Raw genomic sequence first — 16031 nt, 5'->3', positions numbered from 1 at the left:
CAGCAGCATAGGCAAAGATTGCCGGGCGCGCAGGCACGGCGCCAGAGTATGCGCTGTCGCAGGGTTGCGGGAAAGATCTGAGGGAGCGTGCCAGCTGGCTATTGGGCTGCAGGGCAGCCCAATAGCGCACCAGCTATCAGCTGTCCTTGTTGTGGATGATGATGGTCGGGTCAGCACCGCTGATCAACGAGTTGATCGTGGTGTTGGACCAGTTCACCCCTTCCAGCTTGATGGTCACATCAGCATTGGCGATACCACCTTCGGCGTTCAGCTTGCCTTCGCTGCTCACCTGCAGTGTCGTCGTGCCTTCCACCGTGGTGAGCTTCAGGTAGTTGTCGATGGTGCTGCCCTTCTCGCCCTGGAGCAGGTCCTTCAGGTCGATCCGGTCGCCCTCGGCCACCTTGAAGTCCTTGATCACATCGTTGCCGATGTCACCAGCCTTCCACACGAAGGTGTCGGCACCGCTTCCGCCGATCAGGATATCGTTACCCTGGCCGCCGATGAGGGTGTCGTTGCCGGTACCGCCCAGCAGGATGTCGTTACCTTTGCCACCATCCAGCGTGTCGTTACCCCCCTGACCAAAGAGGATGTCATTGCCATTGCCGCCCGACAGGAAGTCGTGGCCGTCGTTGGCACCGGAAATATCGAACTCGTTGTAGTGCTCGGTAATGTACTGGTGGACGTTGCTGGTGGTAATGGCACTGGCTTCGACGCCGCTCTTCTGTGCCACATAGGTCTGCAGCGCTTGGTAGCCTTCGCTGACGACACCGTCGAGGGTGATCAGGTCGCCGAAGATGATGTCGTTGCCATTGCCGCCATCAAGGCTGTCGGCGCCCGGCAAGGTCGCCTCGGAATGGCCGAGAATCGCCTTGGCCAGATCGGACGGGTCAATGCCTGCCTGGGGTTTGCCAGCAGAGTCGTACGGTTTCAGGTCGTTCAGCGTGACATCGCTGTTCAAGCCAATCGCCTGCACTTTACTCACGCCGTTGGTGCCACCGAGCAGGTTGAAGCTGGCGGTAGTGCCTGCTGCCGACTCCTGGTAGTTCCAGTACTCACCGTAGCCCGAACCGTCCAGGCTGGAGAACTCATAGGTGCCATCGCCCTGGGCATGCAAGGTGCCGACGGTGTTGGTGGACTGCAGCACCAACTCCCCTTTCTTGTTCTCGCCGTAGGTCAGAACCTTGACCGAGCCACTGCTGCTGATCTCGACTTTGTGAGTGGCGTCGGCCCAAACGCTGAAAGTGTCGCCGAGTTTGTAGTTGTTGACGTTGACCACGTCATCCAGATACTTGCCGTTGGTCCACAGCCGCGGGTTGGTGCTCTCCCCGCTCTGGTAGTAGGTCGGCTTGCCGTCGGTGATGAAGTAGGTCAGGTTCTCGGCATTGGTGTTACTGCTGGCCATGGTGCTCTTGAAGAAGTTGGCCGTAGCCTTGAACACGTCTTCATAGTTGGTACCACCACCGCTCGCCATGGAGTTCAACACGGACTGCAGCTTGCTCAGGGCATTCGGGTCGGCAAGGTTCACCGCCACGTTCTGCTTGACCTGGGTATCGAAGTCGACCAGGAAGATGTTGACCGTGCCCGAAGTATCCGAACCCAGGCTGGCCTTGAGCGTATTGAACACCGAGGCCAGCTGAGTCTTCGCGTCCGAAATCGACTTGTCGCTCATACTGCCGGAGCTGTCGACGATAAAGGCAATGTTGTAGTTCTTGCCCTGAACCACGTTCAGCCCGGATACGTCGGCGACCATGATGTCGTTGCCTTCGCCGCCGGTCATCGTATCGTTGCCCGAAGTACCAACGTTGGCTTTATAGGTGGCAGCGTATACGGTCACCGGAATATTGCCGGTGGTGACAGCCGAACCGCCCACGCTTTCGGTCGCGACCGAAGTGACCGTGATGTCGAACGAACCTTTGAAGTAGGCCGGCGGAGTCAGCGTCAGGCTGCTGAGTTTCCAGCCGGTCACGTCTACGGGGCCCGTACCGACCGTGACAGTGTGGCCTGCGCCATCGCTCAGCACGGTGCCTTTCGGAATACCGCTGAGGGATACGCTCAGGCTCTCGGAACCGTCGGTATCGGTCAGCGCGGTCGAGATACCGACCAGTTTCACCGAACCACCTTCCGGCCCTTCATTGAGCTTGTAGCCGTCGTAGTAGCTCTGGCCATTGACGGTGTGCAGGTCGGACACGCCCAGGCCTGCGTTGGCCATCTCGGTCACGTTCTGGTACATCTTGATGTTCGAGCTGCTCAGGTCGGTGACAGCACCCGAGCCGACCTGGATGTTAAGGTCGTAGCTGCCTGGCCCAGTCTGGTTGGCATGGTAGACCTCGATCGGGTAGTAGCCACTGGTGTTCGGGGTGAAGCTGCCCGAAACCTGGCCACCCGCGCCCCAGGTGGCGGTGACCACAGTCTTGCCACCGATGGTGACCACGAAGCTGTCGTCGGCGGTGCCGCTGAAGTTGTAGGTCTTGCCGGCTTCCAGATAGATCAGGCCGGAGGTTTTCGAGCCGGTACCAGCACTGACGCTGCCATCGGACTGCACATTGGTGGTGGTGCTGCTGGCGTTGGCATTGCCGGAGTTGGCAAAGACCGTCTTCAGGGCGTCGCCGGTAATGCCACTACCGTCGGTACCCAGGCCTTTGAGGCTGGTCCAAACTTCCTTGGTCAGGCCTTTGGACTCGATCTCGGCGCTGCCGAAGCTCAGGGTCGGCTTGTCGGCAACCGGGCTGATGTCGACCTTCATGGTCACTTCACTGCCCAGGTTGGTGCCATCGTTCGGCTTGAACTTGAACTGCGCGTAGTCGGCCTGCTGGTTACCTACGCCATTCCCTCCGTAGTTGTCCGTACCTGACTGGTTGGGAGCCGGAACGAACTTGAGGTTGTTGGCCGTAATATCAGCCTGGCTGACCACCTGGCCAACGGTCACGTTCACCCACGTTGTACCGTTGAAGAACTGCAGGCTACCCGCAGCCGGTAGCGAGGTAATGGTCACGGACAAGCCGGTGTTGGTATCGGCATCGGTGACTTTGAAATCGCCCCAGGCAAACACGTAGTCGGTGTCTTCCACGCCAAACACTGCACCGCCAGGAGAAACCGGCAAGTGGTCATTGTCGAGGATGGCCGTGGTCACGCTGGCATTGCTGCTGTCGACCTTCAGGTTCTCGAAGCTGCCACCGGTGGCACTTTCGATCTTCACGGTGAAGTTCTCGGTACCCTCGACAAGCTTGTCGTCAATGGTCGCGATGTCGAAGGTGGTGCCAGTGCTGTTGGCCGGGATCTTCACAGTGGTGACACCGGTGAAGTCCTCGCCATTCTTGGCAGTGCCGCTGTAGCTGAGGGTAATGTTTACCTCAGACTTCGATGGGTTGCTCAGGGCCAGCGTGTAGTGGCCGGTTTCGCCTTCGGTCAGCGACGTACTACCGCTGATGCCAACCGTGGTGACATCGCCCTGCCCGCTGCCTGGCTCATCGGTCACGGTGGTGCTTACCGGGGTCTTGTCCAGGGTCAGCTGTTCGAACTTGCCGACGTCGCTGCCGCTGACCGACGCGATCGACTTGATCACGGGGTCGTTGGCACCTGCGTAAACGTTGTCTGGCGCAGTGACAGTGGTGCTGCCCGTAGTACTGTTCGCCGGCACGGTGATGGTGGTGCCGTCGTTCAGGGTGAAGGTCAGCGCGTTGTGCTTGTCGATCGGCAAGCCGTCTTTGTTGGTCAGGGTCACGGTGTAGGTGATTACCCCGCCTTCGGTAACCGACGGTGTTGCGGTCAGTTTGGCCACCACTTCGTCAGTGGTGTCGGTGACCTGAACCTTGGCCGCATCGCCAAGTTGCAGGTTTTCGAAGGTACGGCCATCGACGTCCACAGCCGACTTGATACCCAGGCTTACTTCGCCTGCGTCCTTGTAGACGTCATCGCCTTGTGCTGCGTGCTCGTACGCTGCGCTGGTCTGGCCGGCTTTGATGGTGACCTGGGCGTTGTTGCTCAGGGTCACGACGAGATCGTGGGCCAGTGCCTGGTTGATGTTTACCGTGAAGGTCGGTTTGACGTTCTCGGCCACCGAAGGCTGGTCGGCAGTGATGGTGACCTTGACCAGGTCGCCTTCGTTGCCTGGAGTACCCGGCTCGTCGGTGACCGTGGTGCTGACCGGCGTCTTGTCGAGGGTCAGTTGCTCGAACTTGCCGGCGTCGGTGCCGCTGACCGACGCGATCGACTTGATCACGGGGTCGTTGGCGCCTACGTATACGTTGTCCGGAGCGGTGACCGTGACCGAACCGGTCGTGCCATTAGCCGGCACGGTGATGGTGGTGCCATCGTTCAGCGTGAAAGTCAGCGCGCCATGCTTGTCGATCGGCAGGCCGTCTTTGTTGGTCAGGGTCACGGTGTAAGTGATTACGCCGCCTTCGGTAACCGAAGGGGTAGCGGTCAGCTTGGCCACCACTTCGTCAGTGGTGTCGGTGACCTGGACCTTGGCCGCATCGCCCAGTTGCAGGTTTTCGAAGGTACGACCATCGACGTCCACGGCGGATTTGATGCCCAGGCTGACTTCGCCCGCATCCTTGTACACGTCATCGCCTTGTGCCGCGTGCTCGTACGCTGCGCTGGTTTCACCCGCCTTGATGGTGACCTGGGCATTGTTGCTCAGGGTCACGACCAGGTCGTGGGCCAGGGCTTGGTTGATGTGCACGGTGAAGGTCGGTTTGACGTTCTCGGCCACCGAAGGCTGGTCGGCAGTGATAGTCACCTTGACCAGATCGCCTTCGTTGCCTGGAGTACCCGGCTCGTCGGTGACGGTGGTGCTGACGGGCGTCTTGTCCAGAGTCAGTTGCTCGAACTTGCCGACGTCGGTGCCGCTGACCGAGGCGATCGATTTGACCACAGGGTCGTTAGCGCCGACATAGACGTTGTCCGGAGCGGTGACAGTGGCCGAACCGGTCGTGCTATTAGCTGGCACGGTGATGGTGGTGCCATCGTTCAGCGTGAAAGTCAGCGCGCCATGCTTGTCGATCGGCAGGCCGTCTTTGTTGGTCAGGGTTACGGTGTAGGTGATGTCACCGCCTTCGGTAACCGAAGGGGTGGCGGTCAGCTTGGCCACGACTTCGTCGGTGGTGTCAGTGACCTGAACCTTGGCCGCATCGCCCAGTTGCAGGTTTTCGAAGGTACGACCATCAACGTCCACGGCGGATTTGATGCCCAGGCTGACTTCGCCCGCATCCTTGTACACGTCATCGCCTTGGGCCGCGTGCTCGTACGCTGCGCTGGTCTCACCCGCCTTGATGGTGACCTGGACATTGTTGCTCAGGGTCACGACCAGATCGTGGGCAAGTGCCTGGTTGATGTGCACGGTGAAGGTCGGTTTGACGTTCTCGGCCACCGAAGGTTGGTCGGCGGTGATGGTGACTTTGACCAAGTCACCTTCGTTGTTGCCACCTGGATTGCCCGGCGTACCTGGCTCGTCAGTGACAGTGGTGCTGACGGGGGTCTTGTCCAGGGTCAGCTGTTCGAACTTACCGACGTCGGTGCCGCTCACCGAAGCGATCGATTTGACCACAGGGTCGTTAGCGCCGACATAGACGTTGTCCGGAGCGGTGACAGTGACCGAACCGGTCGTGCCATTAGCCGGCACGGTGATGGTGGTGCCATCGTTCAGCGTGAAAGTCAGCGCGCCATGCTTGTCGATCGGCAGGCCGTCTTTGTTGGTCAGGGTCACGGTGTAAGTGATTACGCCGCCTTCGGTAACCGAAGGGGTAGCGGTCAGCTTGGCCACCACTTCGTCAGTGGTGTCAGTGACCTGAACCTTGGCCGCATCACCCAGTTGCAGGTTCTCGAAGGTACGGCCATCGACGTCCACGGCGGACTTGATGCCCAGGCTGAGTTCACCCGAGTCCTTGTAGACGTCATCGCCTTGGGCCGCGTGTTCGTAGGCTGCGCTGGTCTCACCCGCCTTGATGGTGACCTGGGCATTGTTGCTCAGGGTCACGACCAGATCGTGGGCGAGTGCCTGGTTAATGTGCACGGTGAAGGTCGGTTTGACGTTTTCGGCCACCGAAGGCTGGTCGGCGGTGATAGTCACCTTGACCAGATCGCCTTCGTTGCCTGGAGTACCCGGCTCGTCGGTGACGGTGGTGCTGACGGGCGTCTTGTCCAGGGTCAGTTGCTCGAACTTGCCGGCATCAACCCCATCAACGGTAGCGATGGACTTCACAACCGGATCGTTGGCACCGGTGTAGACGTTGTCCGGCGCAGCGACAGTAGTGCTGCCGGTAGTGCTGTTCGCCGGAACAGTGATGGTGGTGCCATCGTTCAGCGTAAAGGTCAGCACGCCATGCTTGTCGATCGGCAGGCCATCTTTGTTGGTCAGGGTGATGGTGTAGGTGATGTCACCACCTTCGGTAACCGAAGGGGTGGCGGTCAGTTTGGCCACCACTTCGTCAGTGGTGTCAGTGACCTGAACCTTGGCCGCATCGCCCAGTTGCAGGTTTTCGAAGGTACGACCATCGACGTCCACGGCGGATTTGATGCCCAGGCTGACTTCGCCCGCATCCTTGTACACGTCATCGCCTTGGGCCGCGTGCTCGTACGCTGCGCTGGTCTCACCCGCCTTGATGGTGACCTGGGCATTGTTGCTCAGGGTCACGACCAGATCGTGGGCAAGTGCCTGGTTGATGTGCACGGTGAAGGTCGGTTTGACGTTCTCGGCCACCGAAGGTTGGTCGGCGGTGATGGTGACTTTGACCAAGTCACCTTCGTTGTTGCCACCTGGATTGCCCGGCGTACCTGGCTCGTCAGTGACAGTGGTGCTGACGGGGGTCTTGTCCAGGGTCAGCTGTTCGAACTTACCGACGTCGGTGCCGCTCACCGAAGCGATCGATTTGACCACAGGGTCGTTAGCGCCGACATAGACGTTGTCCGGAGCGGTGACAGTGACCGAACCGGTCGTGCCATTAGCCGGCACGGTGATGGTGGTGCCATCGTTCAGCGTGAAAGTCAGCGCGCCATGCTTGTCGATCGGCAGGCCGTCTTTGTTGGTCAGGGTCACGGTGTAAGTGATTACGCCGCCTTCGGTAACCGAAGGGGTAGCGGTCAGCTTGGCCACCACTTCGTCAGTGGTGTCAGTGACCTGAACCTTGGCCGCATCACCCAGTTGCAGGTTCTCGAAGGTACGGCCATCGACGTCCACAGCCGACTTGATACCCAGGCTTACTTCGCCTGCGTCCTTGTAGACGTCATCGCCTTGTGCTGCGTGCTCGTACGCTGCGCTGGTCTGGCCGGCTTTGATGGTGACCTGGGCGTTGTTGCTCAGGGTCACGACGAGATCGTGGGCCAGTGCCTGGTTGATGTTTACCGTGAAGGTCGGTTTGACGTTCTCGGCCACCGAAGGCTGGTCGGCAGTGATGGTGACCTTGACCAGGTCGCCTTCGTTGCCTGGAGTACCCGGCTCGTCGGTGACCGTGGTGCTGACCGGCGTCTTGTCGAGGGTCAGTTGCTCGAACTTGCCGGCGTCGGTGCCGCTGACCGACGCGATCGACTTGATCACGGGGTCGTTGGCGCCTACGTATACGTTGTCCGGAGCGGTGACCGTGACCGAACCGGTCGTGCCATTAGCCGGCACGGTGATGGTGGTGCCATCGTTCAGCGTGAAAGTCAGCGCGCCATGCTTGTCGATCGGCAGGCCGTCTTTGTTGGTCAGGGTCACGGTGTAAGTGATTACGCCGCCTTCGGTAACCGAAGGGGTAGCGGTCAGCTTGGCCACCACTTCGTCAGTGGTGTCGGTGACCTGGACCTTGGCCGCATCGCCCAGTTGCAGGTTTTCGAAGGTACGACCATCGACGTCCACGGCGGATTTGATGCCCAGGCTGACTTCGCCCGCATCCTTGTACACGTCATCGCCTTGTGCCGCGTGCTCGTACGCTGCGCTGGTTTCACCCGCCTTGATGGTGACCTGGGCATTGTTGCTCAGGGTCACGACCAGGTCGTGGGCCAGGGCTTGGTTGATGTGCACGGTGAAGGTCGGTTTGACGTTCTCGGCCACCGAAGGCTGGTCGGCAGTGATAGTCACCTTGACCAGATCGCCTTCGTTGCCTGGAGTACCCGGCTCGTCGGTGACGGTGGTGCTGACGGGCGTCTTGTCCAGAGTCAGTTGCTCGAACTTGCCGACGTCGGTGCCGCTGACCGAGGCGATCGATTTGACCACAGGGTCGTTAGCGCCGACATAGACGTTGTCCGGAGCGGTGACAGTGGCCGAACCGGTCGTGCTATTAGCTGGCACGGTGATGGTGGTGCCATCGTTCAGCGTGAAGGTCAGCGCACCGTGCTTGTCGATCGGCAGGCCGTCTTTGTTGGTCAGGGTTACGGTGTAGGTGATGTCACCGCCTTCGGTAACCGAAGGGGTGGCGGTCAGCTTGGCCACGACTTCGTCGGTAGTGTCAGTGACCTGAACCTTGGCCGCATCGCCCAGCTGCAGGTTTTCGAAGGTACGACCATCGACGTCCACGGCGGACTTGATGCCCAGGCTGACTTCGCCCGCATCCTTGTACACATCATCGCCTTGTGCCGCGTGCTCGTACGCTGCGCTGGTTTCACCCGCCTTGATGGTGACCTGGGCATTGTTGCTCAGGGTCACGACCAGATCGTGGGCAAGTGCCTGGTTGATGTGCACGGTGAAGGTCGGCTTGACGTTCTCGGCCACCGAAGGCTGGTCGGCAGTGATAGTCACCTTGACCAGATCGCCTTCGTTGCCTGGGGTGCCCGGTTCGTCAGTGACAGTGGTGCTGACGGGGGTCTTGTCCAGATTGAGATTTTCGAACTTCCAGACATCTGCACCGCTGACTGCCTCGATGGCATTGACCACCGGTTGGTTGGCACCGACGTAGACGTTGTCTGGCGCGGCTGCAGTAGCCGAACCGGTAGTGCTGTTGGCTGCCACGACGACTGTGGTGCCATCACTCAGCTTGAAGTACAACTCCGAGTGGTTGTCGATCGGCAGACCGTCTTTATTGGTCAGCGTGATGGTGTAGGTGATCTCGCCGCCTTCGGTAACCGACGGCGTTGCGGTCAGCTTGGCCACCACTTCGTCAGTGGTATCGGTGACCTGAACCTTGGCCGCATCGCCCAGTTGCAGGTTCTCGAAGGTACGACCATCGACGTCCACAGCGGACTTGATGCCCAGGCTGAGTTCACCCGAGTCCTTGTAGACGTCATCTCCCTGCGCAGCATGCTCGTATGCTGCACTGGTCTCACCCGCCTTGATGGTGACCTGGGCATTGTTGCTCAGGGTCACGACCAGGTCATGGGCCAGGGCCTGGTTGATGTGCACCGTGAAGGTCGGTTTGACGTTTTCAGCCACCGAAGGCTGGTCGGCGGTGATGGTTACTTTGACCAGGTCGCCTTCGTTGCCCGGGGTACCCGGCTCGTCGGTGACGGAAGTGCTGACCGGAGTCTTGTCCAGATTCAGATTTTCGAATTTCCAGACATCCGCACCACTGACCGCCTCGATGGCATTGACCACCGGTTGGTTGGCACCGACGTAGACGTTGTCAGGCGCGGCTGCAGTAGCCGAACCGGTGGTGCTGTTGGCTGCCACAACGACGGTTGTACCATCGGTCAGCTTGAAGTACAGCTCCGAGTGGTTGTTGATCGGCAAGCCGTCTTTATTGGTCAGCGTGATGGTGTAGGTGATCTCGCCGCCTTCGGTAACCGACGGCGTTGCGGTCAGTTTGGCCACCACTTCGTCAGTGGTGTCGGTGACCTGAACCTTGGCGGCATCGCCCAGTTGCAGGTTCTCGAAGGTACGGCCATCGGCGTCCACCGCGGACTTGATACCCAGGCTGACTTCGCCCGCATCCTTGTACACGTCATCGCCTTGGGCCGCGTGCTCGTACGCTGCGCTGGTTTCACCCGCCTTGATGGTGACCTGGGCATTGTTGCTCAGGGTCACGACCAGGTCGTGGGCCAGGGCTTGGTTGATGTGCACGGTGAAGGTCGGTTTGACGTTCTCGGCCACCGAAGACTGGTCGGCAGTGATAGTGACCATGACCAGGTCGCCTTCGTTGTTGCCGCCTGGGTTGCCCGGCGTACCTGGCTCGTCGGTGACCGTGGTGCTGACCGGGGTCTTGTCCAGAGTCAGTTGCTCGAACTTGCCGGCGTCAACGCCATCAACGGTGGCGATGGACTTAACAACCGGATCATTGGCACCTGCGTAGACATTGTCCGGCGCAGTGACATTTATGCTGCCGGTAGTGCTGTTCGCCGGAACGGTGATGGTAGTGCCATCGTTCAGCGTAAAGGTCAGCGCACCGTGCTTGTCGATCGGCAGGCCGTCTTTGTTGGTCAGGGTCACGGTGTAGGTGATTACGCCACCTTCGGTAACCGACGGCGTCGCAGTCAGCTTGGCCACCACTTCGTCAGTGGTGTCGGTGACCTGAACCTTGGCGGCATCGCCCAGTTGCAGGTTTTCGAAGGTACGACCATCGACGTCCACGGCGGACTTGATGCCCAGGCTGAGTTCACCCGAGTCCTTGTAGACATCATCGCCTTGGGCCGCGTGTTCGTACGCTGCGCTGGTCTCACCCGCCTTGATGGTGACCTGGGCATTATTGCTCAGGGTCACGACCAGGTCGTGGGCCAGGGCCTGGTTGATGTGCACGGTGAAGGTCGGCTTGACGTTCTCGGCCACCGAAGGCTGGTCGGCGGTGATGGTGACCTTGACCAGGTCGCCTTCGTTGCCCGGAGTACCCGGTTCGTCAGTGACAGTGGTGCTGACTGGGGTCTTGTCCAAAGTCAGTTGCTCGAACTTGCCGACATCGTTGCCGCTGACCGAGGCGATCGACTTGATCACAGGGTCGTTGGCACCGACGTAGACGTTGTCCGGCGCAGTGACAGTGGTGCTGCCGGTAGTGCTGTTCGCCGGCACGGTGATGGTGGTGCCATCGTTCAGCGTGAAGGTCAGCGCGCCGTGCTTGTCGATTGGCAGGCCGTCTTGGTTGGTCAAGGTCACGGTATAGGTGATTTGGCCACCTTCGGTAACCGAAGGGGTGGCGGTCAGCTTGGCCACGACCTCACTGATAGTATCCGAGATCTCAACGGTAGCTGGGCCACCCAAGGCCAGCTTCTCGAAAGTGGCACCCGGAACAGTGGCGTCAGTAACGCTCAGGGTAATAGAGCCGGCGTCCTTGATGACGTCATCGCCCTGGGCTGGCGTTTTGTATTCGACTTCGGTTTTACCTGCCTCGATGGTCACGGTCTCGCCGTTAGACAGGGTTACGGTCAATGGTCGATCCAGCGCCTGGCTTACCTTCACGGTAAAGGACGGCTGCTGATCTTCAGTCACATTGCCATTGCTGACGATACTTACCGTGACGGTATCAATGCTGTCATTGATGACGGTAGAAGCCGGAGTCGGGTTCGGGACCAACTGCTCGAAGTTGCCACCGGTTGCACCGGTAATCGTGGTGCTGACGGTCGAGCCGTTGTTGTAGACATCGTTCGCCGGAGTCGCGAAATCGACGCTGCCCTGGGTCTTGCCGGCCTCGACCGTGATGGTCTGGCCGTTGGACAGGGTCACCGTCACCGGAGTCTGGGCTGGATTGCTCAGGGTCACGGTGTAGGTGATGACGCCGCCTTCGGTTACCGATGGGGTAGCCGTCAGGGTCGCAGTGGTGGTGTCGACCGAGTCGTTGATCGTGGTCTGTGCCGGGGCCGGGTTCGGGGTCAGCTGCTCGAAGTTACCACCGGTTGCGCCGGTAATCGTGGTGCTGACGGTCGAACCGTTGTTATAGACATCGTTCGCCGGAGTCTCGAAGTCAACGCTGCCCTGGGTCTTGCCCGCTTCAACAGTGATGGTCTGCCCGTTGGACAGGGTCACGTTCACCGGAGTCTGGGCTGGATTGCTCAGGGTCACGGTGTAAGTGATGACACCACCCTCGGTTACCGAAGGAGTGGCTGTCAGGGTCGCAGTGGTAATGTCGACCGAGTCATTGATCGTGGTCTGGGCCGGAGCCGGGTTCGGAACCAGCTGCTCGAAGTTGCCACCGGTCGCGCCGGTAATCGTGGTGCTGACGGTCGAACCGTTGTTGTAGACGTCGTTCGCCGGGGTCTCGAAATCGACACTGCCCTGGGTCTTGCCCGCTTCAACCGTGATGGTCTGCCCGTTGGACAGGGTCACGTTCACCGGAGTCTGGGCTGGATTGCTCAGGGTCACGGTGTAAGTGATAACACCACCTTCGGTCACCGATGGGGTAGCCGTCAGGGTCGCAGTGGTGGTGTCGACCGAGTCATTGATCGTGGTCTGAGCCGGAGCCGGGTTCGGGGTCAGCTGCTCGAAGTTGCCACCGGTTGCGCCGGTAATCGTGGTGCTGACGGTCGAGCCGTTGTTATAGACATCGTTCGCCGGGGTCTCGAAGTCGACGCTGCCCTGGGTCTTGCCGGCTTCCACGGTGATGGTCTGCCCGTTGGACAGGGTCACGGTTACCGGGGTCTGAGCAGGGTTGCTCAGGGTCACGGTGTAGGTGATGACGCCACCTTCAGTCACCGAAGGAGTGGCTGTCAGAGTCGCGGTAGTAATGTCGACCGAGTCATTGATCGTGGTCTGAGCCGGAGCCGGGTTCGGGGTCAGCTGCTCGAAGTTGCCACCGGTTGCGCCGGTAATCGTGGTGCTGACGGTCGAGCCGTTGTTATAGACATCGTTCGCCGGAGTCTCGAAGTCGACGCTGCCCTGGGTCTTGCCAGCTTCAACGGTGATGGTCTGACCGTTGGACAGAGTCACGGTCACCGGAGTCTGGGCTGGATTGCTCAGGGTCACGGTGTAAGTGATGACACCACCCTCGGTTACCGAAGGAGTGGCTGTCAGGGTCGCAGTGGTAATGTCGACCGAGTCATTGATCGTGGTCTGAGCCGGAGCCGGGTTCGGGGTCAACTGCTCGAAGTTGCCACCAGTTGCGCCGGTAATCGTGGTGCTGACGGTCGAGCCGTTGTTGTAGACGTCGTTCGCTGGGGTCTCGAAGTCGACGCTACCCTGGGTCTTGCCCGCTTCCACGGTGATAGTCTGGCCGTTGGACAAGGTCACGGTCACCGGAGTCTGGGCCGGATTGCTCAGGGTCACGGTGTAGGTGATGACACCACCCTCAGTCACCGAAGGAGTGGCTGTCAGGGTCGCGGTAGTAATGTCGACCGAATCGTTGATCGTGGTCTGGGCCGGAGTCGGGTTCGGGGTCAGTTGCTCGAAGTTGCCACCGGTCGCACCGGTAATCGTTGTGCTGACGGTCGAACCGTTGTTGTAGACGTCGTTCGCCGGAGTCTCGAAGTCAACGCTACCCTGGGTCTTGCCCGCTTCCACGGTGATAGTCTGGCCGTTGGACAAGGTCACGGTCACCGGAGTCTGGGCCGGATTGCTCAGGGTCACGGTGTAGGTGATGACGCCACCTTCGGTTACCGAAGGCGTGGCTGTCAGGGTCGCGGTAGTAATGTCGACCGAATCGTTGATCGTGGTCTGGGCCGGAGTCGGGTTCGGGGTCAGCTGCTCGAAGTTGCCGCCAGTGGCACCGGTAATCGTGGTACTGACGGTCGAACCGTTGTTGTAGACGTCGTTCGCCGGAGTCGCGAAATCAACGCTGCCCTGAGTCTTGCCGGCCTCAACGGTGATGGTCTGCCCGTTGGACAGGGTCACAGTCACCGGAGTCTGAGCAGGGTTGCTCAGCGTCACGGTGTAGGTGATGACGCCACCTTCGGTTACCGAAGGCGTGGCTGTCAGAGTCGCGGTAGTGGTGTCGACCGAGTCATTGATCGTGGTCTGGGCCGGAGTCGGGTTCGGGGTCAGCTGCTCGAAGTTGCCACCGGTCGCACCGGTAATCGTGGTACTGACAGTCGAACCATTGTTGTAGACGTCGTTCGCCGGAGTCGCGAAGTCAACGCTGCCTTGGGTCTTGCCCGCTTCAACGGTGATGGTCTGACCGTTGGACAGGGTCACGGTCACCGGAGTCTGGGCCGGATTGCTCAGGGTCACGGTGTAGGTGATGACGCCGCCTTCGGTTACCGACGGGGTAGCCGTCAGGGTCGCAGTGGTGGTGTCGACCGAGTCGTTGATCGTGGTCTGAGCCGGGGCCGGGTTCGGGGTCAGCTGCTCGAAGTTGCCACCGGTTGCGCCGGTAATCGTGGTGCTGACGGTCGAGCCATTGTTGTAGACGTCGTTCGCCGGGGTCTCGAAGTCGACGCTGCCCTGGGTCTTGCCGGCTTCCACGGTGATGGTCTGCCCGTTGGACAGGGTCACGGTTACCGGGGTCTGAGCAGGGTTGCTCAGGGTCACGGTGTAGGTGATGACGCCACCTTCAGTCACCGAAGGAGTGGCTGTCAGAGTCGCGGTAGTAATGTCGACCGAGTCATTGATCGTGGTCTGAGCCGGAGCCGGGTTCGGGGTCAACTGCTCGAAGTTGCCACCGGTTGCGCCGGTAATCGTGGTGCTGACGGTCGAGCCGTTGTTGTAGACGTCGTTCGCTGGGGTCTCGAAGTCGACGCTGCCCTGGGTCTTGCCGGCTTCAACGGTGATGGTCTGACCGTTGGACAGAGTCACGGTCACCGGAGTCTGGGCTGGATTGCTCAGGGTCACGGTGTAAGTGATGACGCCACCTTCGGTTACCGAAGGCGTGGCTGTCAGAGTCGCGGTAGTGGTGTCGACCGTGTCATTGATAGTGGTCTGGGCCGGAGTCGGGTTCGGGGTCAGTTGCTCGAAGTTGCCACCGGTCGCGCCGGTAATCGTGGTGCTGACGGTCGAGCCATTGTTGTAGACGTCGTTCGCCGGAGTCTCGAAGTCAACACTGCCCTGGGTCTTGCCCGCTTCAACAGTGATGGTCTGGCCGTTGGACAGGGTCACGGTCACCGGAGTCTGGGCCGGATTGCTCAGGGTCACGGTGTAAGTGATAACACCACCCTCGCTCACGGACGGGGTAGCCGTCAGGGTGGCAGTCGTGGTGTCGATGGTATCGGTAACCTGGGTAACCGCTGGCGTTTGCGGCACTGTCACCGTCAAACCATTGCCTCCGCTGGTACCCGTCACGGTCGTCGAAATCTGACCACCATCGATATACGGGGTATCGTTCGCCGGGACTACCACGTTGATGCTACCGCTGGTCTGCCCGGCGGGAATGACGATGACGGCACCATTGGACAGGGTGACGATCAGATTGCTGGTCGGAGCCTGACCAACCGTGGCGGTATAAACAATTACGCCGCCCGCTTCGCTGATTGAGGGTGTAGCACCCAGAACCAGGTCGGTAATGACATTGGTTTCAGTCGGCGGCGTGGTCACCAGGTTGTTGCTGGTTGTGTCCAGCACGCCAACCTCTTCGTCACCAGGCGCCGCGGCAAAACCCAGCCCTTCAGTCTGGAAGCCGACGGTAGGATCAACCCGGCCTGCCGTTTCTTCGAGCATGACAAAGCTGTGGCCACCGCCCAGCGCACCACCACCGCCCGCCGCCGATGGGCCAGCCGCAGTCGCTTCCAGTTCGGTAGTCGGGTCGACACCGGCAGCGATCGCCTGTTGCAGTTCCTCCACCGACGGTGCGGCCTGGGCAGTCGCCTGGCTCAGGTCGGCGCCGCTGTCAGGTGCATCAGCGCTCCATTGGCTATCGCGGCCCAGGTCGAGCAGACGGCCATCGGCCAGCTCCAGAGTAACTGCGCCGCCCGGGCCGGTGAGCACTTCCTCACCGGCCAGCAGACGATCTCCTTCAATCAGTACACGCCGGATGCCCTCTGGGGATACCGCAATAACCTGGCCGACAATACTTTTGACGATGGCTACAACGCTGCTCATTGGACTCTCCGTGTGACCCGATGGGTACTTCCCTGCCAGAGCGGCACTCACAAGCCACTTCAGGCGGAACTATGTCGATGATCTGTTGACGCTTTTTGGCGTCAATATTCCGTCTATAACGATTGAGGATTGTATAACTGCCAAACTATTGACCTTATACATGCCATCCTAAACAATCGGCAATGTAATGTCACATTGATATTTGAACCCTAGCCAAACGTTTCCTGGGAAC

Annotated in this window: 1 protein-coding gene; it reads right to left on the bottom strand. The window is 60.2% G+C overall.

Features of this window, described 5'->3' with window-relative positions; genetic code table 11:
* Positions 1 to 136 precede the first annotated feature (136 nt).
* The gene (locus HU763_RS00700; protein ID WP_217884022.1) at positions 137 to 15799 is read right to left on the bottom strand and encodes a retention module-containing protein; all 15663 of its coding nucleotides are present in this window, start codon (positions 15797 to 15799) and stop codon (positions 137 to 139) included.
* Positions 15800 to 16031 lie beyond the last annotated feature (232 nt).

This window comes from Pseudomonas anuradhapurensis, assembly GCF_014269225.2.
GTDB classification, from domain to species: Bacteria; Pseudomonadota; Gammaproteobacteria; order Pseudomonadales; family Pseudomonadaceae; genus Aquipseudomonas; species Aquipseudomonas anuradhapurensis.
Note: the sequence above shows the minus strand (reverse complement) of the source record. Positions and strands in the feature narration are given on the sequence as shown.

What these genes read in the sequence shown, in the direction of transcription:
- HU763_RS00700 (WP_217884022.1), bottom strand. Translation starts at nt 15,799, where the DNA reads ATGAGCAGCGTTGTAGCCATCGTCAAAAGTATTGTCGGCCAGGTTATT.